22 protein-coding genes are annotated in these 22,975 nt (G+C 41.5%); 8 read left to right on the top strand and 14 right to left on the bottom strand.

Translation table 11 applies throughout. The annotated features are described in order from the left end of the window. Positions 1-61 precede the first annotated feature (61 nt). From rpsI to LEP1GSC192_RS05235, 3 genes are all read right to left on the bottom strand, one after another. A complete protein-coding gene (gene rpsI, locus LEP1GSC192_RS05225; protein WP_020768787.1) occupies positions 62-460 on the bottom strand; it encodes a 30S ribosomal protein S9 in 399 nt (132 codons plus the stop codon). Between the two features lie 13 nt (positions 461-473). Further along, complete coding sequence (rplM, locus tag LEP1GSC192_RS05230) at positions 474-923, bottom strand: 50S ribosomal protein L13 (RefSeq protein WP_008594822.1); 450 nt, start codon at positions 921-923, stop codon at positions 474-476. Positions 924-990: 67 nt separating this feature from the next. Beyond that, on the bottom strand, positions 991-1,809 hold the full coding sequence (locus tag LEP1GSC192_RS05235; RefSeq protein WP_020768764.1) for an LA_0442/LA_0875 N-terminal domain-containing protein: 819 nt from the start codon (positions 1,807-1,809) through the stop codon (positions 991-993). Between the two features lie 90 nt (positions 1,810-1,899). Between LEP1GSC192_RS05235 and LEP1GSC192_RS05240 the strand changes: the two genes are divergently transcribed. The 4 genes from LEP1GSC192_RS05240 (at position 1,900) to LEP1GSC192_RS05255 (ending at position 4,767) form a co-directional block, all read left to right on the top strand. Continuing rightward, complete coding sequence (locus LEP1GSC192_RS05240) at positions 1,900-2,580, top strand: hypothetical protein (RefSeq protein WP_020768799.1); 681 nt, start codon at positions 1,900-1,902, stop codon at positions 2,578-2,580. Between the two features lie 161 nt (positions 2,581-2,741). After that, the gene (locus LEP1GSC192_RS05245; RefSeq protein ID WP_157186891.1) at positions 2,742-3,317 is read left to right on the top strand and encodes a hypothetical protein; all 576 of its coding nucleotides are present in this window, start codon (positions 2,742-2,744) and stop codon (positions 3,315-3,317) included. A gap of 54 nt (positions 3,318-3,371) precedes the next feature. Further along, a complete protein-coding gene (locus LEP1GSC192_RS05250) occupies positions 3,372-4,007 on the top strand; it encodes a hypothetical protein (protein WP_020768783.1) in 636 nt (211 codons plus the stop codon). Between the two features lie 205 nt (positions 4,008-4,212). Next, positions 4,213-4,767, top strand: coding sequence for a hypothetical protein (locus LEP1GSC192_RS05255; RefSeq protein WP_232420965.1), 555 nt, complete (start codon positions 4,213-4,215; stop codon positions 4,765-4,767). A gap of 68 nt (positions 4,768-4,835) precedes the next feature. Here LEP1GSC192_RS05255 and LEP1GSC192_RS05260 read toward each other — a convergent pair whose 3' ends face one another. Further along, a complete protein-coding gene (locus tag LEP1GSC192_RS05260) occupies positions 4,836-5,480 on the bottom strand; it encodes a YceI family protein (protein WP_020768769.1) in 645 nt (214 codons plus the stop codon). A 58-nt stretch (positions 5,481-5,538) separates the two neighbouring features. Here LEP1GSC192_RS05260 and thiL point away from each other — a divergent pair, with 58 nt between their 5' ends. The 3 genes from thiL to LEP1GSC192_RS05275 are packed head-to-tail and all read left to right on the top strand — an operon-like array spanning position 5,539 to position 9,008. Then, positions 5,539-6,459 carry a thiamine-phosphate kinase gene (gene thiL, locus LEP1GSC192_RS05265; protein WP_020768889.1) on the top strand — a complete coding sequence of 307 codons (921 nt, stop codon included), beginning with the start codon at positions 5,539-5,541 and terminating at the stop codon, positions 6,457-6,459. Between the two features lie 48 nt (positions 6,460-6,507). Next, positions 6,508-7,836, top strand: coding sequence for an MFS transporter (locus tag LEP1GSC192_RS05270; protein ID WP_020768961.1), 1,329 nt, complete (start codon positions 6,508-6,510; stop codon positions 7,834-7,836). Positions 7,837-7,844: 8 nt separating this feature from the next. Continuing rightward, complete coding sequence (locus LEP1GSC192_RS05275) at positions 7,845-9,008, top strand: DUF418 domain-containing protein (RefSeq protein WP_036089160.1); 1,164 nt, start codon at positions 7,845-7,847, stop codon at positions 9,006-9,008. Positions 9,009-9,025: 17 nt separating this feature from the next. Here the strand turns inward: LEP1GSC192_RS05275 and LEP1GSC192_RS05280 are convergent, their stop codons facing one another. Then, positions 9,026-12,865, bottom strand: a complete 3,840-nt coding sequence (locus tag LEP1GSC192_RS05280; protein ID WP_020768891.1) for a PAS domain S-box protein — start codon at positions 12,863-12,865, stop codon at positions 9,026-9,028. A 169-nt stretch (positions 12,866-13,034) separates the two neighbouring features. Between LEP1GSC192_RS05280 and LEP1GSC192_RS05285 the strand changes: the two genes are divergently transcribed. Then, positions 13,035-13,463: an MAPEG family protein gene (locus tag LEP1GSC192_RS05285; RefSeq protein WP_020768846.1), complete on the top strand. Its 429-nt coding sequence runs from the start codon at positions 13,035-13,037 to the stop codon at positions 13,461-13,463. Here the strand turns inward: LEP1GSC192_RS05285 and LEP1GSC192_RS05290 are convergent. The 9 genes from LEP1GSC192_RS05290 to nuoF all read right to left on the bottom strand — a co-directional run bounded on the left by LEP1GSC192_RS05290 (position 13,453) and on the right by nuoF (position 22,964). Continuing rightward, positions 13,453-14,004 carry a hypothetical protein gene (locus LEP1GSC192_RS05290; RefSeq protein ID WP_232420966.1) on the bottom strand — a complete coding sequence of 184 codons (552 nt, stop codon included), beginning with the start codon at positions 14,002-14,004 and terminating at the stop codon, positions 13,453-13,455. The two genes, LEP1GSC192_RS05285 and LEP1GSC192_RS05290, sit on opposite strands and share 11 nt — an antisense overlap. A gap of 90 nt (positions 14,005-14,094) precedes the next feature. Continuing rightward, positions 14,095-14,607, bottom strand: coding sequence for an SseB family protein (locus LEP1GSC192_RS05295; protein WP_020768797.1), 513 nt, complete (start codon positions 14,605-14,607; stop codon positions 14,095-14,097). A gap of 1 nt (position 14,608) precedes the next feature. Then, on the bottom strand, positions 14,609-16,087 hold the full coding sequence (locus LEP1GSC192_RS05300) for an NADH-quinone oxidoreductase subunit N (RefSeq protein WP_020768866.1): 1,479 nt from the start codon (positions 16,085-16,087) through the stop codon (positions 14,609-14,611). Then, positions 16,084-17,733 (bottom strand): NuoM family protein, encoded by a 1,650-nt coding sequence (locus tag LEP1GSC192_RS05305; protein ID WP_020768982.1) that lies wholly within the window; start codon positions 17,731-17,733, stop codon positions 16,084-16,086. Before LEP1GSC192_RS05305 ends, LEP1GSC192_RS05300 begins: the two co-directional genes overlap by 4 nt. Then, on the bottom strand, positions 17,734-19,665 hold the full coding sequence (gene nuoL, locus LEP1GSC192_RS05310; protein WP_020768829.1) for an NADH-quinone oxidoreductase subunit L: 1,932 nt from the start codon (positions 19,663-19,665) through the stop codon (positions 17,734-17,736). 4 nt (positions 19,666-19,669) lie between these two features. After that, complete coding sequence (gene nuoK / locus LEP1GSC192_RS05315) at positions 19,670-20,005, bottom strand: NADH-quinone oxidoreductase subunit NuoK (protein WP_020768973.1); 336 nt, start codon at positions 20,003-20,005, stop codon at positions 19,670-19,672. Further along, positions 20,002-20,613: an NADH-quinone oxidoreductase subunit J gene (locus LEP1GSC192_RS05320; protein WP_020768871.1), complete on the bottom strand. Its 612-nt coding sequence runs from the start codon at positions 20,611-20,613 to the stop codon at positions 20,002-20,004. Before LEP1GSC192_RS05320 ends, nuoK begins: the two co-directional genes overlap by 4 nt. Next, positions 20,607-21,665, bottom strand: coding sequence for an NADH-quinone oxidoreductase subunit NuoH (nuoH, locus tag LEP1GSC192_RS05325; protein ID WP_020768791.1), 1,059 nt, complete (start codon positions 21,663-21,665; stop codon positions 20,607-20,609). Before nuoH ends, LEP1GSC192_RS05320 begins: the two co-directional genes overlap by 7 nt. Before the next feature lie 3 nt (positions 21,666-21,668). After that, positions 21,669-22,964: an NADH-quinone oxidoreductase subunit NuoF gene (gene nuoF / locus LEP1GSC192_RS05330; RefSeq protein ID WP_020768857.1), complete on the bottom strand. Its 1,296-nt coding sequence runs from the start codon at positions 22,962-22,964 to the stop codon at positions 21,669-21,671. Between the last annotated feature and the right edge of the window lie 11 nt (positions 22,965-22,975).

The raw sequence follows: 22,975 nt of genomic DNA on the forward strand, positions 1-22,975 counted from the left end.
GCCCGAGGTCTTGTTGGCAAGAACTTCAGGCATTCCCAAAAAAAGATCTAAAAAGCGTAAATTAACGTTTAGAGAACTGAGTTCCTCTACGTGCTTTGTGTAGACCGTATTTCTTGCGCTCCACCATACGTGGGTCACGAGTCAGAAGGCCTTCTTTTTTAACAGTCGGTCTGAACTCGGGATTATAACGGCAGATTACTCTTGCAAGTGCATGGCGGATCGCTCCCACTTGCCCGATGATCCCTCCCCCGGAAACGTTTACCTTAAGATCAAACTTTTCAGAAACGTTCATCAGAGTTAAAGCGGTTAAAGCTTCTTTAATATTAGAACGGCTATTTTGCAGATAATCTTTGTAATCCTTATCGTTGATTACAATTTTTCCGGAACCTTCTTTTAATTTTACGCGGGCGATCGCGTTTTTGCGACGTCCTACTGCCCAGATTTCCTTGGCGGTTGCCATATTCTAATATCTCCTAGAGTTCCAGTTTGATCGGCTTTTGAGCGCCGAGATTATGCTCGGTTCCAGGGAAGATCCTGAAATGGGTTAACATTTCTGCACCGAGTTTGCTTTTAGGAAGCATACCTTTTACTGCTTCGTACAGGATTTTTTCAGGTTGTTTTACTCTCATATTCTGGAGAGTAGTAGCTGTCATACCACCCGGATAACGAGAGTGATGGAAATATTCTTTTTGAGTCTCTTTATTTCCAGTCACAGCTACCTTAGCAGCATTGATAACGATAATATTATCTCCACAATCAACGTTTGGAGTAAAAGTAGGTTTATGTTTACCGCGGAGTCTAGTTGCGATCTCCGAAGCGAGACGACCTAAGGTTTTGCCTTCTGCGTCGACTACGTACCAAGCTTTATTAGCTTGTTCCTTTTTTAAGGAAGGAGTTCTATGCGGTTTAGATACGATTGGCATGGGTATGTCCTGTATTGGCCAATTTCGCGTACCGGCCTAAGGGGTCAAGGAAATACGAACAAAATTCCTAAAAACCAAGGCTAAAACTTGCTTCCGCGCCCCAACCGACTCTTCCCGAGGCAGACCAATCCGGTTTAGGTACGACTGTCCAAGCAACTGGATTGGCTGTTGCACCCTCCTCCCAAGATTTTCCCAGAAAATAGGTCCGGACCAATTGAGCCAAATACACTCCACCCAACAAATATACGGAAGTATTATAGGTCTGGACGGAGCTTTCATAATCCGCTCTTGCGCTGGGGACTATGGTGAGAAGGTAGAAATTTGCAATCCCGCCTCCGTAGATAAAGGAACCGGTAGTACTACTCTTGGAGACGGCATCATCATATTTACTTTTTGCGGATTCCGCTTCGGATCTGGAATAACCGGCGTATGCTAAGCTGGCAAGGAATGCGCCGCCGGTAATCTTAGCTTCCAGTTTATTGTCGGTATACCATTGTCCCCAGCCTGGTAAAAGTGCGGAACGCCAAACCGCGCTCCATCTACTTCTGTTAGGTTCGTTAGAAACCGGAGGCGGAATGATCTGGACCGGTTCCTCTACTATTTGGGGATTTTCCTGGACTTTCTTCTCTTCTTCCTTACGAATGCGATTCTCTTCTTCTCTAGTGATATCTTTATAAATGATTTTTAATATATCTCTTTTACTGATGGTCTGTTTGCCGGTGTCGGATTGAACGGTGATCGTCTTCTCGTTTTGGCCGACTACGTTACCGATCACTTTGCCACCCTTGCGGAGAAGAATGGTTTGTTCGGCGAATAGCAGACTTGGGGTTAGGACCAAGGCCAATAGGAAAAAAACTGTAGAACGGACTTTAGAATTTGGACGCATCTTGGCAGAAGGAAAAACTTTTAGACATTTTAGTCAAGTGTAATGAGAAATTCCTTGAACTTTGTATAGCCATCCCGTGAGTATAGTATTATGCGAAGTCGCTCTTTCATCCTTATAACAGTCCTTTGTTCTTCCCTATATTACAATTGTTTGAGCGAAAAGACCTGCTCCGACGAGGATAAAAGCTGTAGTTCTCAAGCCTTACTTACCTCCATCCTTTCTGTTCCGAACGGGATCTATATTTATTCCACGATCAACACTTATCAAGGCAATCTTGCCGCATACGGATCAGGACCGGAAATAGGAGGTCAAAATATTTGTAAGGGAGAAAAATTATTTTCATCTCTTGTGAATCAGTTTTGTCCCGACGTATGGGCTTTTATATCTAGCGAATCAGTGCCTTTATTCACATTTACAAATGCCTTTTCCGTTCCAAGCAATCTTCCGATCTACGGCCCCACGGGTATATTGATCTCGGATACCTGGGAAGATTTTGTTCTCGGTGAAATAAGTCCGAAACAGTCTCTTTCCAGTTCAGGTTTAGGGGATGGGGATTTTTGGACCTTTTCCACTATAGGCGGAGGGTTAGCGGGAGATAATTGTAATGCCGGATCGGATAATACCTCCGAATTTTTCGGAGCAGTCGGTTCGCCATCCACGAAGAACAATGATTGGATCAATCCTGGAGGAGAATCATTCTCCAGTTGTGATTCCCGTTATCGTGTACTTTGTGTTTGTTTCACACCGGTTATCAATTCCGAATCCCAATAAAACTTTCTTGATCTCTCTAAAGATTCATTTTTAAAAGATCCACATTCTGCACATCATTCAGTAAATTATTTCTTGCAAAACACGGCCGTTCGGTCTTTAATCGTGCGGTGAAATTTTTTGCGATATTACTTTTCTTCTTATTTTTTTCCGCATACGGATGTATGAATGGTAAAACCTGTTCCTCAGAGGATAAGAGTTGCAGCGCTAACGAAATTTTATATTCTCATATTTCTACTCCTCCGGGGATCTATCTCTATTCTACTCAAAAATCCTTTCAAGGAAACTTAGCCGCCTATGGACCGGACCTCCAGATCAGCCTTATGAATATTTGTGCCGAAGCGAGACTTTTCGCTCAGACCATTTCCAATTGCGGGAACGTTCTTCCTCTAACTGCAAGCCCGACGAGCTCCGTTAGTTCGTACACTACGGATTTTTCGTTAGATGGGACTTTACCAATAAGAGGAGCTCGAGGAGAATTAATTTATGACCAATGGAATTTAATTTTATCTTCTAATCCGAAACTATCAATGAGTGAAGCGGGAGTAACGACCGAAAAATTTTGGACTTTTGCGACCACCGGATGGGGATATGCTTCCAGCTCCTGTGTAAACGGCACCTTGTCAGATAATGCAAATGTTGGAATTACGGGAGATCCGAATGATATCGGTTTGAGTTGGCCATCCTTTGCAAGCGATACCTGCGACCAGCATAGAAAAGTTTTGTGTATCTGTTATTAAAGATCTTTTTTCGTCTAAAGGATTAGAGATTCGTCTACTTTCGGGAATTTTTATATGAGCAAAACATTTTACTTTTTTAGTTTCTTACTTCTATTTTCCAACGCTTGTATGTCTTCCGACGTCTGCTCCGATACGGATAAAGCCTGTAACACTAAAGAACTATTATTTTCTATTTTTTCCACCCCGAAAGGGATCTATCTGTATTCCACCCAAAGTTACCAGGGAGATCTGGCAAAATTCGGATCCAGCTTAGACGATAGCCTGTATAATATCTGCACTAGTAATAAGTTATTTTCTTCGATCACGGATTTCACTTGTTCCAATATTCTTCCAGTAGTCTCCACTTCTACACATTACCTTTCTAATTTTCCGACGGATTTCGGCCTGCCTGATAATACTGAATATCCCGTGAGAGGACCGAGAGGTGATATTATCGCAAATTCTTGGACAAATATGTTTCCAGGACTACAGATTACCTTGGCAGAGGCAGGAGTGATATCTCAAAACTTTTGGACTTTCTCCAACTCGGGAGGAGTTTATAATTCCGCCGATAACTGTATCGATGGGACGAATATGGGAGCCGCAGGGGCAATCGGGTCTGCGACAGATATCACTACAAGTTGGATTTTATCGGGCGCTCCGGCGTGTAGCGAATCTCATCCGATAATTTGTCTTTGTTATAGGAATTAAACAGTAAGAAGCCGGAAATAGAAAACGGATTTAAGATTTAAAATTGATTTATAATTTCTTGCTTACTTACAAACTATAACTTATCTTTGGCTGGATGACGGTCCGTATTCTTTTTGTTATATTCTTTTATATCTTCGCAAGCGGATGCCTTTCCGATAAAACCTGCTCGGACCAGGATAGGAGCTGTAGCCCTAAGGCGACCTTAATGAATCTGCTTTTTTCGGCTCCCGAGGGAATTTATATGTATGCTAGTAATACTAGCTTTAATGGAAAGTTAACAGTATTAGGGCCTGGTTCCCTCGATTCTAGTTTGAATTTTCTTTGCGGGCAAGAGCGAATTTTTTCGAATATTATAGACACTAAATGTTCTAAATATGCTCCATTGGTCTCCACGACTCTCGTATCAGCCTCTTCTTTAAATGCACTTTATGCCGATCTTCCTACCACAGGAGTTCCGATCCGCGGACCGTTTGGAACACAGATCTCCCTTGATTTTGCCAACCTTTTTACTGTGAATCTCGATGTGACATTGGAAGCAGGCGGTTTAGGAAATCAAACCTTTTGGAGTTTCGGAGATGGAAACGGTGATGCAGCTGCAGACAATTGTAACAATGGAGAAGACGACGGCGCTTTATCAACCTTAGGGCAAATAGGAAATACTCAAGTCAGCACCCAAGGTAGCTGGTTCGCCACCGATATACGCAGTTGCGCACAACCTCATAAAATCCTTTGTCTTTGTTACGTTCCTACTTCCGGCTGAGGTAAATTTTTTAAGAATATTTCGAATTCATAATGGAGCGGATGGGGAACCTACTCCACTTTTCCACCTTATTTACAATCTTTCTTTAATGTAGATTTTATAATAATTTCTACATCCGGCCAAAGAACCGATTTACCGTCCTTTCCCTTATGCAGATCGTTGCATACCTTGTTCAATTCAGTTAATGCCTTTCCTGCATTCCACTGATTTACGTCCAAGAGGCCTTTTGCTTCTATAACTTCTCCAGTTAAAGTAAATTGTAAGGGAACTTCCTTGCTGACTCCATTCCATAAAAGTTTTACCACACCACTTCCGGATTTTCCATCCGTTTCTAATTTCACGGAAGAGACGGAACCTTCTATTTTTCCGTTCTTTTTCAGATTTCCGAAAAATGCTCCCTTGATCTTAGGATCTCTTTCCGGATTTCCGCTGTCCAAATCCAAAGCATCGATTGAGAATTTTAAACCTTTTAATGTGTCGGGAACCGTAGCCGCAGATTTAGTTCCGGAAATATTCAATTTCGTAAACTTACCGCCGACTCCAGTTTTTTCGGTGAATTTAAACGCTTTCCACTCCAGACCCGTTGCTTCGCTGCTAATGGAATATTTACAAGAAGTCTCTGCTGATAACGAATTGAATTGCCAACTTCCCCCAAAAGAGAATACTGAAAAAATCAGTGCAATTAGATAAAAAGAATTTATACGAGATTTCATAGCCTTATACTAGGGTTACAATAAAACAAAGTCAAGATTTTTAGATATCGGAAAACAATTGAACGAAGAAGAACTCATCTCCTCCTTATATCCCCCCGGCAAAGAACAGGAAAACGACTGTTATTCGGACAAAGAAGGGAACTTGATCACGACGGATACGATAGTCGAAGGAACTCATTTCCGATTGGACTGGAGTCGCCCCGAAGATATAGCAAACAAGTTGGTGGAAGTTAACGTGTCGGATATAGCAGCGGCTAACGGGACTCCTCAAAAAGCATTTTTCAATTTCGGACTTTCTCCTTCCTGCAATCGAAAAGAATTTTTAGAACCATTTGTCGACTCATTTAAAAAGGCATTAACTTCTTATAAAATAGAACTTTGCGGCGGGGACACTTATCGGACCCAAGAATTAAACTTAACTTTAACTTTGTTAGGAAAATCGGATTCTCCTGTAGATAGAAAGGGAGGAAAACCGGGAGATAGTGTTTACTTAAGCGGTCATATAGGCGCTTCTCTTTTAGGATATAAAATATTAGAAGGCGCATATATTTCACTTTCTCCGGAAGTAAAAAAGATCGCTCTAGACAGACATTTAAGACCTAAGTCCAGATTAAGTTTAAGCCGTTCTTTATATTCGAAAAATAGAATACATGCCGGAATGGACCTAACCGACGGGCTTAAACAGGATGTGTTCAAATTGGCAAAATCTTCCGGTGTTAGGATCGAATTGGATCTGGACAAACTTCCATTCGAAAACGGAGTGAAAGAAGCAATCGGAATAGAAGGAGTTCTGACTTCAGGAGAAGAATTAGAACTTCTATTCTTATCTCCGGACGAATTACCTTCTTCTTGGGAAGGGGTCTCTATCCGAAAGATAGGCTCAGTCTTAGGTATCGAAGAAGGCGAATCCCCACAGGTTACATATTCTTACGAAGGAAAAACTTATTTTCCTAAAGAATCCGGATTTAGACATTTTTGATCAAATTCTACTTGTGCTTAGGATAGATGGCATCATTCTTCCCGATCGATGAGAATCGGTCTATTATCCTGGATTTTACCTAAGCCCCCTAAACCGTTACTTCCCGAATCGGAAGTCCGCTCCCTGTATCCCAAATTCCGATGGAGAATATTAGAAGCTACATTTTTAGGTTACTCAGTCTTCTACACTGTTCGGAACAATTTTCCGGTTGTTTCCAAGGAAATCGGCGAAGCGCTTTCCTACTCTCAGGAGCAAATCGGAAATATTATAGCAATCACTTCGATCTCTTACGGGATCGGAAAATTCCTGATGGGAGCGCTATCGGATAGAAGTAATCCTCAGGTTTTCATGCCGTTAGGTCTCATTCTAACAGCAATTTGTAATGTATGTTTCGGTGCTTCTTCCGATTACCAAACACATTTAATCTTATGGGGACTAAATGGGTTATTCCAGGGAATGGGCTGGCCGCCTTGCGGAAGGTCCTTAGGCCATTGGTTTTCCGTTAAAGAAAGAGGAGAAAAATTCGCAATCTGGAATATAGCGCATAATGTTGGCGGCGGACTCGTAGGAGTGATCGCTGCTTATAGCGCTTCTTGGTTCGGATGGAGGAACGCATTTTATATCCCCGCTGCAATCTCGTTCCTAACCGCGATCTATTTATATTACAGATTATTGGATACTCCTCAGTCTGTCGGGCTTCCTTCCATTGAAGAATATACCGGAACGGAAATCGACTCCTCAAAAGTTTCCGAATTGGAGAGGGAATTGAGTTTCAAAGAAATATTGATAGATTCGGTTCTCTTAAATAAATACGTTTGGGTCTTTGCTTTGGCGAATTTTTTCGTGTACGTAGTCAGATATAGTCTTACAGATTGGGGACCTTCTTATCTAAAATTCGTTAAAGGTGCAAGTTTGGAAAAAGGAGGGATTAGCACTCTCATCTATGAATTTGCCGGAATAGGATCCACATTACTCGTCGGTTGGTATTCCGATAAGGTGGGAGGAAAAAGAGGATTAGTCAGCTTGGTTTGTATGGTCCCTATATTATTCGCGTTATTCGGCATTTCTCTTATTCCTCCGGGATATTTATGGGCGGACCTCACACTTTTTGGAGTGGTCGGATTTTTTATCTACCCGCCTGTCATGCTATTAGGGGTGGCCGGGTTGGACTTTACTTCTAAAAAAGCGGTAGGGACTGCGGCCGGATTTATCGGTTTGTTCGGATATTTAGGAAGGACAACTCTTTCCAAGGTTTTAGGATGGATGAGCTCTTTCTCCTGGTTTCGTTGGGAACATTCTATATCTATAATATTCCTTTCCGCAATTTTAGCGATAATTCTTCTCGCTTTCACATGGACTTGGAAACCCAAACATTAAGAAAAAATATGAACAACAGAATAGGATTCATAGACTTTTTGAGAGGCTTTGCGTTATTCGGGATACTTGCGGTCAACTTACCGTACTTTTCCAAACCTATGTATCTGGTTGCTTCCTTAGGGGAAAACTCCAATCTTTTAGATTCCATAGGTTCTTGGATCGTAACATTTCTCTTTGAGTCCAAGTTTTACGTATTATTCTCTTTTCTATTCGGTTACGGATTTTTTATACAACTGGAGAACAGCCCGGAAACAAGCTCAGGAAACGTATATTTCAGAAGGATATTCGGTTTAGGAATATTAGGCATTCTGCATGGAATATTTCTTTTTATCGGGGACATACTTCTTTCTTACGCAATTTTAGGAACCGTGCTCTGGTTTCTGAGGAATAAAAACTCTTCTTGGTTATTAAAGTTTTCCCTCTTTTGTATAATACTTGCCGCGTTTTGTAGGATAGGAATGAGTTTGGCAGAGGGAGAAATTAAATCCCAACTGGAAGCCGATCTTCCGCGTCTATTGGATGAAAGCAGAAAAGCGTATTTAGGAGGGTTCTGGGAAAGTAGTATACAAAGAACAAAGGATACCATCCTCTCCATTCCTTTTTTAGTCTTATATCAATGGCCTTCGGTTCTTTCCATGTTTGCTTTGGGATTTTATGCGGCTAAAAATTCCGTATTCTCGAATTGGGAAAATACGAAGCCAGGATTTAAAAAACTTTTTCCTTGGATGCTAACCCTTGGGATTTTAGGAAATTTTATATACACATTACATTCTCGTCATATTCTTCCGGAAAACCAAAACGTTTTTTTAAAAATCCTATTTGCGATAACGGATACTTTTAGCGCGCCTGCGCTCACATTCAGTTATGTGTATCTGCTCGGAAATTATTATCATTCTGAAAAAAGTTTAGCCGATCGAATTTGGTTCGAGGTAATGGGTAAACTTTCTTTGACCTGTTATTTAGGAGAGTCCTTGGTTTGCTCCTGGATCTTTTGTGGATGGGGGCTTGGATATTTCGACCAGGTTGGAAGTTATATTGTCCTAATTCTGACTGTTCCTATTTGGGTATTCTTCGGATTATTTTCCTTTATCTGGAAAAGAATGTTCTCGTTAGGCCCTATGGAATGGATACTGAGATCCTGGACATATTGGAAGGCTATCAAAATACTTTAATAAAACTCAAAGTATAGTCAACTCATCCATCGAAAGATGATCCGAGCAAAATCCGCTTTCACTGCGGGTTTACTTATATAATCATCCATCCCCGCTTCCAAACATCTTTCTCTTTCACCGGAAACGATCCCTGCAGTCACAGCGATAATCGGGACCCGAATACCGTCTTTTTCCAGAACACGGATCGCTTTGGTGGCCTCGTACCCGTTCATCTCAGGCATTTGGATATCCATGAAGATTAGGTCAGGATTTGTCTCTCTATACTTGTCGACAGCTTCCCTTCCGGTTTGAGCTTCTATACATTTTGCCTTAGGGAGAATTCTTTTGATGATACTTTTTGCTAACATCATATTAACGGAATTATCTTCTGCAATCAGCACGGTTGCAGTTTTACGAATCGTAGCTGCGCCCTCTTGGTCCCTCGTAATCAACGGGAACTCGAAAGGCTCCTTCAGGATCTGATTTCTTGCCAGGATATCGAATAATTTTTGCATATGGATCGGTTTAGAGACGACTTCCTGCACCCCCAGTTTTCGAGATTCCGAAACGAAAGATTCTCCGTCTTCCGGATTTACGATCAGTACGATCGGCTGATCCTCGTTTCCGATCCTTAGATCCTCTCGTATTTTTCGGACCAATTCCAAGGCGTTTCCTTCCGACATTTCGGAATCCATTAGAATGATATCATATCTATTCCCTTTAGATAGAGTCTGAATCATCTCATCCCCGTTACTCATGAAATCCGCGGGAATATTCTGCAAAGATAACATTTCTCCGACTAACTTTATGTTCTCTTGATCTTTATCTATGATCAAAACCTTTTTGATCGAACGAAGTCTGATCCAATCTTCTCCGATAATTTCGGAAATATGAAGTTTAAGATCGAAATAGAACGTACTTCCTTTTCCTAATTCGCTTTTTAACTGAAGACTGCTTCCCATCATAGAAAGAAGTTTATTGGATATCGCAAGACCTAAACCCGTTCCTCCGAATCTACGAGTGGTGGAAACATCTCCTTGAGAGAATGCTTCGAATATTTTGTCCTTCGCTTCCGGTGCGATACCGATCCCTGTATCTCTCACAGAGAATCTGAACTCCCCTTCCGTCTCGGATATTTTTTTAAGAAGTTCTATCTTAAATTCTATTTCGCCTTCTTCCGTAAATTTTACGGAATTACTGAATAAATTCACTATGATCTGTCTTAGTCTTACACTATCGGCTTTTACGAATCTGGGTACGTCCCAGGCTACATTCACTATAACTTCTAATCCTTTCTTTTGGGCTTGGAACTTGATCGTATTTACGATCTGGCTGCAAAGTTCCAAAAGGTTTGTTTTTTCATAAGATAATTCAAGTTTTCCGGCTTCAATCTTAGAAAAATCTAATATATCGTTAATAATATCCAATAAAGATTCGGCGGATTGGAAGACTGTCATCATGTATTGGTGCTGGATGGAATCCATGGAAGTTCGCAACAAAAGGTCGGAAAATCCTATGATCCCGTTCAAAGGAGTCCTGATTTCGTGGCTCATATTCGCTAAAAAATCCGACTTGGCTTTATTCGCCTGTTCCGCTACCAGTTTCGCTTTTTTTAATTCTTCTCTTTGGAGGCAACTTTCAGTGATATCCTGAGTGAACATCATGATCCCGCCTACTGACCCGTCCAGTTGATACCAAGGTCTCACTTCCCAGCGAAGATATTGGTCATGATCCCAACCTTCCGGTCTCCAAACATCTTCGTCGTTTTTTAAGACTTCACCGGATAAACATCTTTGATGAATATCCTTCCATTCCTGGGAAATATTCCCGAATACTTCGTAATGGGAAAGTCCAATGATATTTTTGCCGGATACATGGTATTCAGTTAACCACCTTTCGCTGACAGCAATATATTTGATCTCGGTATCAAACATAGCAACCGCGGCGGGGGCATGTTCGACGAATGCTGACAATCTGGACTTTTCTTGGAATAATTCTAACTCCGCTTTTTTTCTTTTGTCTATGTTATAAAATGCGCCGTAGATCCTTAAACATTCTCCATTCTTAAATTCCGCACTCCCCACTGTCCTAACCCAAAGTTCGTTACCATTGTAAGTGATCAATTTGATCTCAAGATCGTACGGTTCTCCCTGTTTAATAAGTTTATCCACCGCTTCTAAAATTTTTTCCTTATTCTTTCCTTCTTTAACAAATTCTAATGCTCCTCTTACATTTGGATCGAAATCATGCGGAACTTCAAACATTTCCTTTGTGACTCCCGACCAAGTTTCCGTATTGTTTTTCAGATCCAGGTCCCAGGCCCCTATTCTAACCAACTTATTGGTTTGTTCCAAAAGCTCCTTAGCATGACGCAATTGTTCTTCCGTCTTTTTGATCTCGTCTATATCCATGATCTGGGCTATAAAATGATTAGGCTTTCCGTCCGCGTCTCTAACCAAAGCAACGGAGAGAAGTATCCAAACGATCCCTCCATCTTTTTTAATATAACGTTTTTCTAAATGATATCCGGACCTTTTACCCTCCAAAGTTTCCGCCAATAACTGCAGATCCTTTCCTAAGTCCTCATGATACGTAATATCCCTGAAAGTCAGTTTGGATAATTCTTCCCAATCATATCCGAGTAGTTTGATCAGATTTCCGTTAACTTGGATCCATCTTCCTTTCGGATCTAGAATTGCCATCCCGATCGCGGAATATTCGAAAGCGCTCCTAAAAGAACTCTCCATTCTTTTTCTTTCGCCTATATCTCTTGCTATCTCTGCGGAGCCTATCATCTTTCCGGATGAATCGAACACAGGAGAAAGAGTGATAGACATTTCTATCGAATGCCCGTCCTTTGCTTTACGAACGGATTCAAAACTTGCTGTCTCTTTTTGTGAGATCATCTTTTGATTGATTTTGGCTTCCAATTCCTTGGATTCCTTCGAAACCAGAATATCAAAATTAGATCCTAAAATATCAATCGGACTATAACCGAATATTTTTTCAGCACCTCGATTCCAAGAATTGATAGTACCCTCCAGGTCCTTTCCGATAATCGCATCATCTGAAGACTCGACTATTCTCGCTAACTTTAAATTCTCAGCTTCCGCATTCTTTATCTTTGAAATATCGCTAACAATGACGGAGAAGCCGATCACTTTGCCTTCCCTAAAATCGGGAATATATTTTGCCAGAGAATATCTAAAACTTTTCCCATCGGGAGATGGGATCTTTCTTTCAAATAATTGGCCTTCCCCTTTTAGAACTTTTTGTACATAAGGATAATTTAATTCAAATAATTCGTTACCAAGAAGGGTCTTCATATGTTGACCGACAATCTTTTTAGCCTCGATACCGAACCAGTTTTGATACGCATCGTTCGCCAATCGGTTAATCAGATTGGAATCCCAATAGCCGATCATATCCGGTAAAGCGTTGATCAAGGAAAGAAAGTCCAATTCCCTCTTCATCGTATGGAGCTCAGACTCTTTTAGGATGTTGACCCCTCCGATACAAAAAAGTTCACCGGACGGATCTTGTAAAAATTTAAGTTTAGTATCCGTCTCTAGCTCGGTACCTGAGAATGTTTTGTAACGTACGCGAAAAGTTTTTGTATTTTCTAACTTCTTTATCTGAGAATGGAGTAACTCATGATCTTTTATAGAAAAAAGATCCTTCCATCGAATAGAACAAAGTTCCTGATCCGATCCCGAAAATCCCAAAACGGATCTGAACTTAGGATTGATCCAATATCGATCTTCGTTCGATAGATCTAAGATCCATATTCCATCCAATCCCTCCGATTGAATAAATTGGAAAACTCCCCAATCTTTCTGAATCCAGTGATAGACTAACTTTTCTAAGGAATCTTGCATATTGAATATATGGATATAGGACGTAATTAAAGGGCCTTTAGATTAGTTAAAAAGTTTCAGGAGTCAACGAAAATCGAAATGGAAGATTTTGAAATTCTATGACTTTTGCTTGCAGATTAAATGAGAAACGATTTTATATAAAATTCTTTTAGATTCAAAGGGTCCGAAAATGCAAAAAGAATTATGGCTTCTTCCAGTCGGAGCGTTAGCTCTATTGACTTTTTTCGTTCTTTTACAAATCCCTATCCGTCGTTTTTATGCAGGATTTATCGGAAAAGTGAGCCCGGATGATTTTAAGTTCGGAGAATCCACAAATGTCCCTCAATGGGTATCGATCGCGAACCGGAACTACATGAACTTATTGGAAATGCCCCTATTATTTTATCTGATCTGCCTGATACAATATTTGACGGAGGCAATCGATCCTTTAAATTTTCAATTGGCTTGGATCTATGTGGGGTTTAGATTTTTGCATAGCTTGATCCATCTCACCTATAACAACGTTATTCATAGATTGACAATCTTTGCAGCGAGTAATTTCGTTTTATTCGGGATTTGGGCGAACTATTTTTGGAAATTCCTAGGCGTTATTTTTTAGGGATGAAAATTTCCTTAAATAAAGCCCGATCCAAAGTTTTTAATCCCATAAAACGTCCCAATTTTTCGTATTCTCCGTCTTGAGAATAGAAAGGCATTAGGAATATAAAAAAAATCTGATAATAGTAGTCATATTTTTCTGTTAGATCTACCGAACCTAAAAGTTCACCCTTTGAATTATAAAAGTCCGTACTCATGGAAAAGGAGCCCTCTTCCCGATACGGGCGAAACCCCCAACCTTTGGAAAATGTGTAATCCATCCCCCTATCTTCAGCCTGGGATTCTACGATCTTAATTTGGACTTTCAAGTCGCCTCCGGAAGAAGTTACGACCTCTCTAAATAATCCCGAATCCTCATAAGCGGAAACCAGCAGGTTTGTCCAGATTTCCTCCCTGCTTTTCTGCTCTTCTTCTTCCAGATTATAAGCGTGATCATCCTTTTCAGGAATATAGATCACTTTAAGAGAAACTTTTTTATAATGTTTTAATACTTTTCCCTCGTTTAAGCTCGAAGGAAGAGAAAGTTCGGATCTCGAGACCAAGATACAATTCGTAAATAAAGCGGATAAAAGAATAAGATGAAAAATATATATTCGGAAAGTGGAATACATAGAACGTCGTTCAAAGAAAGATTATTTTTCCTTTTGCAACAATTCCAAATGTTCCCTGGAAAGCAACCATAACGTAGAACCTGGATCTATGGCGACCCCGGAAACTCCTTTGTTCTGTAGACCTAAGACCCATAATTCTTTCGCAGTGATAGGAACAAGCGGGGTTTCTTTTTTAAAATAACGAAATGACTCCGAAGGATGGGAGAATGCAGGTAAGAACACTCTACCTCTTTCATTGCTTACGTATAATAATACGATAGGTTTCGCTCCTTTATTAGGGGAAACTTTCTTCTTTTTTTTGGCTGCAACTTTCTTTTTAGGTTTTGTCTTTTTCGGGACGGCTTCCTCACCCGCATGAGGGATCAAAAAGTAAGCTTTGGTAAGTTCTGCGGACAGTTTTTCTAAGTTTTTCTCGGAACGATTTTTTGAATAAAGATAAATCGCCTCTCTGAACCTTGCATTTTCTCCGTCAAATTTGGGAATAGGCTCGAAGTATTCTCTAATGGAAGAGAGGACTCTTTTGAAGTTATACATCTTATTTTTGTAATTCTGCGGATTTGTTTGCGAACTTTAAGTTATTCAAATCCTTGGGCTGGATAAAATACCAGCCCACTAGTACTGCAGCCAAAGAAATTACGGAAACGAATAAAACTCCATAACTCGCTTTAGGAGCTTCTAATTTAGAAATTTCTCCTTCTTCGGAACTCATGTAAGCCAATATTCCCACTTTTACATAATAATATAATGCCAATGCGGAGTTCGCAATCCCTCCGATTAGCAACCACTTAGAGATCTGACCCGTTCCTTCCGCAATTTTTTGGAATAAGAAAAACTTCGCCCAAAATCCGCCCAAAGGAGGAATCCCTGCCAACGATAAGAAGAAAATGAAAAATGCAAAACTCGTCCAAGGTCTGGACTTTGCAAGCCCAGCAATGGATTCATACGTTACGTGGCGATTTCCTTCTTCCAGGAAAGAAAGAATAGAAAATGCTCCAAGGCTCATAAAAGAATATACGATCAAATAGAACAAGGCTTCTTCTTTTACGCCTAAAGTGATCCCAGCGACCACATAACCTGCGTGAGCGATCGAAGAATATGCCAAAACTCTTTTTAAACTAGTTTGTTTTAAAGCCACGAAATTTCCGTACGTCATTGACATCAGGGCTAAAATCCCCATCACCCAGATCCATCCTCCTCCCGAAACGGAAATTGGAAATTTTGAAAATACGACTAATAATAATCCCATGGAAGCGGACTTGGATGCCGTAGCCATAAACCCTGTGACCGGCGTTAAAGCGCCTTCATAAGCATCCGGGGTCCAAGAATGATAAGGAAATAAAGCGATCTTAAATGAGATCCCGGTTAATAGGAGTAATAATCCGATTTTCGTAAAATTAGAATCAAATCCGGAACTCACCAGCGGTTTCAAGGAATCTTGTAAATGAGTAGTGCCAGATCCTCCGAACAAGAATGCCATTCCGAAAAGGAAAAATCCCGTGGAAAAACTTCCTAAAAGAAAATATTTCAAACTAGCTTCTAAAGAGTAAACGTCGCTTCTCGCCATTCCTACCAGAACATACAAACATACGGACATCAATTCCAATCCGACGAAGATGGTAACGGTGTCCGTTCCGGAAGTCATTAAGAACATCCCCACGACTGAAAAAAGAAGAAGAGGATAGAACTCAGGAAATTCCATATTATGTTGTTCTAATACTCTTGGAGAAGCAAGGACGGTGCAGAATGCAGCTATCAAATATAAAGCACCGAACCAGAATCCTAAGGTGGAAATTTCATAATGCCCCGAAAAATAGGACCCGATCCCCGGATTTGATTGAGAAACAAACAAGGAAAAGAATGCAGCAATCAAAATTAGACCGGAAGTAAATCTTACGATCCTAAATTCAAATCCTTGAAAAAAGAACTGTAATCCAAGTAATAGGATCCCTCCTCCGGAAAGCACCAGGATGGGAAGTATAGAAATTAGATCGTTGGAATTTGGAATTAAATTCATTCTTCCGCCTCTTGGGACACTGTCTTTTTACCCGGGATCCCTGTTCCCCTTCCGGATGTGATCCTATCCTCGTAACTAGGAGGTTCTGTGCCCAAGGTCCTATAATTTATAAATTTCTTCTTGGTGTTTTTCAAAGTGCCTTCTTGTTCCAAAAAGGCTCTTTCTTGTAGAGCTTGTTTAGACGTTAGGTTCAAGACCACTCTTGCACTAGGTTTCAGATAATCGAGTAGAATGTTCGGAAAAATCCCAGTGAATATTATAATTCCTGCAACTATAGAAACTATAAACTTCTCCCGTCCGTTTAAAGGAGCCAAACCGGAAGATAACGAATTCGGCTCACCGAATAACAAGTTCCTTGCAAAGTATAACATATACCCGGCGGAAAAGATCACTGCAGATCCGGCCAGAAATCCGTAGATAAGACTGTATTTGAAAGTGCCGATTAAGACTAAAAACTCACCGACAAATCCGTTCGTTCCGGGTAATCCTGCGCTAGCGAATGCAGCAAGACCGATCGCGACGGCCAAGAACGGGGCTGATTTAGCAAGCCCTGAATAGTCCTTTAGTTCGTTACTTCCCGTTCTTTCATGCAAAAACCCTAATATAAAGAACAAAAGCCCAGAAGTGAATCCATGATTCACCATTTGAAGCATTCCGCCGGCCACACCTTCTTCCGTAAGCGTCAAAACGCCTAAAATACAGAACCCCATATGAGAAAGGGAAGAGAATGCAACTAACCGTTTGCTATTTTTTTGGGTTAAAGCAACCAGGGCCCCATAAACGATCCCGGCAACCGCAAGAGCGGTAAGTAAATTACGATATTCTAAAAATACCTGAGGGAAAAGCGGAATGGCCACCCGAATATACGCGAACAATCCTATCTTTAAAAGGATCCCGGCCAAATCCACACAACCTACGGTAGGAGCTTCTTCATGAACATCAGGCATCCAAGTATGAAAAGGGAATAAAGGAACTTTGATCGCAAATGCGAAACTAAAACCGATAAATAACCAAAACTTAATATTCGCAGGAATAGAATTCAGGGAAACCACAGCCAATTCTTCCAGATCGAATGTGTGGGTATAATGATATAAGACCAGAATACTCGCTAACATGAACACTGATCCGGTAAACGAGAATACCAGATATTTCATAGCAGCCTTAATTCGCCCTTTCTCTCCCCAGATCCCCACCATCAAGGTAAAAGGCAAAACCATCCATTCCCAAAAAACGTAGAATTGGATCAGGTTGACCGAAAGAAAAACTCCAATCACTCCTGTTTCGACCAAAAGAAGAAGTATAAAAAATTCCCTGATCCTATGTTTTACATTAGAAAAAGCGGATAAAGCGGAAAGGAAGAATAGAAACGCGGACATCGTAACCAATAATAAGGAGAATCCGTCGATCGCTATATGGTAGTCCAACCCTCCCGACTGTAATTCCAGGAAGTTCCAAATACGATGAGTAAATTGAAAGCCGCTATCTCCTTTCAAGAATTCCAAAAAAAGAGGGACGGTCATCGCAAAAACTCCAAGAGTTATAATCGAAGACCAAAGTCGGATCCATTTTTCGCTTTTAAAAAAGAATAAGAAAGGGATCCCTAAAACGGGCAAAAATAATAGAATGCTTAAATAGTACTGGGGCACTTAGATTCCCCTCCATAAGAAAACGGACAAGATCAAGACGGTCCCTAAGACGATTAGAAAAGCGTAATCTACGACGGTCCCGGTTTGGAGCCTGCGTAGTAATGCGGATATACCCCCGGAAATTTTTCCCGTTCCGGTCAAAACCCGATCGATCAAACGTTTCTCTATCACTTCCGATAAAAATTCGGATAAGGCTGAGATCGGTCCGATCAAAACGTTTTTGAAAATTTCATCTATGAAGTACTTGTTTGCTGGAAGAATTCTCCAACCTGTATAAGAGGATTCATCCAAGGGCAACTTCTCCTTTTTGCCGAAAAAGAACCAATAGATCCCGACTCCAAGAAAGATCGCTCCTAAAGAAAATCCGGCCAGTAGGAGTTCCAACTCATGACTTAAATGATGTACTTCTGCAGGTCCCCTTTGCTGAGAGGAATACAATAATCCTTTTGCAAAAATAGGTGAGAAATATTTCTCCAAGAAATCGATCCCCCCTCCTAAGGATTCCGGAACCAATAAATATCCGGAAAATGCGGCGCCCAATGCTAAGATCACCAATGGCAAAGTCATTGTCCAAGGGGACTCGTGCGGATGCACATTATGAGAGATCCTGGATTTACCCGTAAACGCCAAGAACGTTAGGCGGAACATATAAAATGTGGTTAAAAAAGCCGTCGCTATTCCCATTCCGAAAAATACCGGATGGAAATAGAATGCTTTTTCTAAAATGAGATCTTTGGAGAAAAATCCGCTGAATGGTGGGGCTCCTACGATCGCCAAGGTTCCTAAAAGGAAGGTCCACCAAGTGATCTTCATCTGGGATTTGAGACCTCCCATTCTTCTCAAATCCTGTTCGTCGGACAATCCATGGATCACGGAACCGGAACCCAAAAAGAGAAGAGCCTTAAAAAATGCATGGGTCAGTAAATGGAAAAGTCCAGCCACATACGCTCCGGTTCCCATTGCTACAAACATATAGCCCAACTGAGAAACAGTAGAATAAGCTAAAACTTTTTTGATATCGTTTTGGTAAACACCGATGGTCGCCGCAAAAAAAGCGGTGAACGTTCCGATACAAACGATCCAAAAACCTACTTTAGGAACTAAGATAAAAATAAAATTCAATCTTGCGATCAAGAAGAGCCCTGCAGTCACCATTGTTGCCGCATGGATCAGAGCGGAAACAGGAGTCGGTCCAGCCATCGCATCCGGTAACCAAACATGGAATGGGAACTGAGCGGATTTACCCATTGCGCCGATAAAAAAACAGATCGCTACAAAAGGAAGAGCATTCAGCAAAAACTTTGCCTGGGGCAAGGATTCAGAAATCGTAATAAAGGAAACGGAACCCGCAAGCCAATACGTAAGAGCGATCCCACCGATCATTGCCAAGTCGGCGATCCGATTGGTGACAAATGCCTTGATACTAGCTTGTGCCGCATTCTCCTTATGAGTATCGAATCCGATCAAAAGATAAGAACAAAGTCCCACACCTTCCCAACCGAAAAATAGGACCACTAAGTTTTCCGCTAAAACCAAATGGAGCATGAAGAATACGAATAAGTTCAGATAGGAAAAAAATCTGCCGATCCCAGGATTTCCTTTCATGTATCCGATGGAATAGAGATGGATCAAACTGCCGATCCCGGTAATGATCAACGCCATAAAAAGGGAAAGTTGATCTACTTGGTAAGCAAGGTCCGCTTTAAAATTCCCGACATTCACCCAATTGAATAAGGTCACAATTTGAGCGTCTTGCCTTTCCATTGGATGAAATTGCAAATAAGCGAATACGCTAGCTCCGAAAGATACAAAAGACAGTAAGGTCCCGATCGGACCGGAAAAACCCTTCCAATATCTTCCGAATAATGCGTTTAATACGGATCCAAGAAGAGGAGAAAGAGCCAGAATGGATATAAGGATTTCCCAACTCATCGCATTACCATTTCATTAAATTCATTTCGTCTACGAAACTTGTCTTTTTCTTCCTGTGAATAGCAACCACTAAGGCCAAACCGATCGCTGCTTCTACCGCCGCGATTGCCATCACAAAAAACACAACCACTTCGCCCTGGACCTGATGAAGCGATTTGGAAAAAACGACAAATACCAAATTTACGGAGTTCAACATGAGTTCTATACTCATAAAAATGACTACCGCACTTCTTCTGAATAAAACCCCGGCAACACCGATGGAGAAAATAATACAGGCAAGGATCAGCAGATATTCTACGGGAATTCCCGCGAGAGTTGGTTTCAGAATTCCCGGATTCATTTTTCCCCTTCTTCCGATTTTTTACCTAAATTCTTTTTTCCTAATATAACTGCACCGAGTACGGCAGCCAAAAGGAGAATGGAAACTATTTCAAAAGGAAGAAGGTAATCCAAGAACATGGAACTTCCCACCGCAGCGGTATTTCCTTCCGCGACCACTCCCGCCCTACCTTCTTCAGATTTGGACAAGGTATATTGATACGTACCTGACTCAGAGTATCCTTTTGGAGAAGCTTCCGAATTCGGAATACCTTCTTTCACTGATTGGATCAGCACAATTGCGAGTAAGACGACTACGGAAAGTACCAAAACTTTTTTGATAGGATTGTTCCAGAGCTTTGTAATCCCTTCTTCATTTAAGGAAAGAAGCATTAGAACGAAAACCACCAACACCATGATGGCGCCTGCATAGACCAAAACCTGCATGGTGGCCACAAAAACGGAACCGATCACCGCGTAAATACCGGCTAACGCGAAAAAGGAAAGCACAAGCAAAACCGCAGAGCTGATCGGATTCGGATGAAAAACGACCCCTAATGCTCCTGCAACCAATACTCCGCTAAAAACGAAAAAGAGTAGAAGACCCGGATTGTCGAATATTCCTACCATTTCCAGAAACCGTCCAAACCTACATAAACGCTTGCGACGATTATATTCGCCACAGCCCAAGGGATCATTTTTTTCCAGCCGATCGTCATTAACTGATCGTATCTGAATCTAGGCAGAGTCCATCTCACCCACATGAATAAAAATGCGAAGAATAATACCTTAAGAGTAAAAAACCCGAGTCCCGCCCAAGCCTGCCAAATCGAACCGTTTAACCAACCGAACGGAAGATGATATCCGCCGAAAAATAGGATGGTGACCACGCAGCTCATAGTGATCATATTCATATATTCCGCAATGAAGAATAACGCGAATTTGAATGCACCGTATTCCGTGTGAAACCCGACCACTAATTCGGATTCCGCTTCCGCCAAATCGAAAGGAAGTCGATTCGTTTCGGCAAACATCGCCACTACAAAAACGAAAAACGCAATAAAGCCCGGAAGTTTAAAAATATTCCAAAGACCGATCTGCGCGTCATTGATATCCGTGAGCCGCAAAGAACCGGTCAAGATCACGATAGAAGCCACAGAAAGACCTAAAGGTAATTCATAACTGATCATTTGAGCCGTAGCCCGGATCCCGCCGATCAAAGAATATTTATTATTACTGGACCAGCCTGCAAGAATGATCCCGTAAACCGAAAGACTAGAGATCGCGAATAAGAACAAGATCCCGGTATCCGGATTTGCGATCTGCAAATCCAAGTATGGAGAACCGACCTCTTTTGCAAGCCAGTCGGGCAAAAGAACTGTCCCCCCCAAAGGAACCACTGCCCAAGCCATGATCGCACAGGTCATGGAGATCGCCGGAGCGATCAAATACATGACTTTGTTCACATTTTTAGGAAAGATCTCTTCCTTTGTTAAAAATTTGATCCCATCCGCCAAAGGTTGTAATAAACCGAGAGGACCCGCACGGTTCGGACCTTTTCTATCTTGGATGAATCCGGCTACTTTACGTTCTGCTAATGTATAATATGCACAAGCAGTGATAAACACTAGGAAAAAAAGCGCACTTTTTAACAACCAGAGTAGAATTACATTCCAATCCATGGTTCAGACTCCCGTCTGTGCAGGTATTTGTTCTTCTTTGCCTGCTTTGTCTTTTAATCTGGCTTCGAATTCATGTCTGAACTTTAAGATTGTAGGTCGGACCGCACCCACACATGCATCGGATAGAGGACAAATGGTAGTTCCACCTTCCATATTTCGAGATAAAGAAAGAATCAGTTCCAAGTCCGCACTTGTTCCTTCTCCTTCTCTGATCTTATGTAGGAGGTCCCTCACCCAGTGGGTACCTTCTCGACAAGGAGTACATTGCCCGCAGGACTCATGGGCGTAGAATCTAGCAAATCGATACGTTGTCTCCACGAGATCCGTGCCTTCTCCGATCACGATAACCGCTCCGGAACCGAGCATAGTTTTATGAGCCGCCATAGATTCGAAATCCATGTTTGCGGTTTTACATTCTTCCGCAGTTAGGATCGGAACGGAAGAACCTCCCGGGATTACCGCTTTTAAAGGTTTATCGTCCAACATTCCGCCGCAAAGATCATTAATTAATTCTAATAAAGGAGTTCCTAATTCTATCTCGTAAACTCCGGGTCTTTTTACATGACCGGAAACGGAGAACAAACGAGTACCTGGGGACTTTTCGGTCCCGATCTTAGAATACCAATCAGCACCCTTATCCAAAATATGAGGAACTGTGGAAAAAGTTTCCACGTTATTCACCACAGTAGGACAGCGATATAGACCGGAAACCGCCGGAAACGGAGGTTTTAATCTAGGATGACCCCTACGACCTTCCAACGAATTGATGAGTGCGGTCTCTTCTCCGCAAATATAAGCACCGGCTCCTGCATACAATACCAGATCGAAATCGAATCCGCTTCCTAGGATATTTTTTCCCAGATATCCTTTTGTATAAGCTTCGTCGATCGCCTTCTGCATGGAGTCGATCCCTTTGTTGAACTCTCCACGGATATAAAAAAATCCTTTGTTGGCACCGATCGCTTTCGCACCGATCACCATTCCCTCGATGATCTGGTGAGGAAGGTTTTCGATCAGTTTACGGTCTTTGAATGTTCCGGGCTCTCCCTCGTCCGCATTACAGATCAAATATTTGGGCTTCGGAATATCCTTAGGAATAAAGGACCATTTGAGCCCCGTAGGGAATCCCGCTCCCCCTCTTCCTCTTAAGCCCGATTTTTTAACGATCTCTATAATTTCATCCGGCGCCAAGCTTAAGGCTTTTTTCATTCCGTCATAGCCATGCACCGATTCGTAAAATTCCAATTCGTTAGAACGGGGATCGTCTATAAATTTTGTGAGGATCTTCATTTCTGCCATAACGTTTCCCC

Source organism: Leptospira sp. B5-022, from assembly GCF_000347035.1.
GTDB lineage: Bacteria > Spirochaetota > Leptospiria > Leptospirales > Leptospiraceae > Leptospira_B > Leptospira_B cinconiae.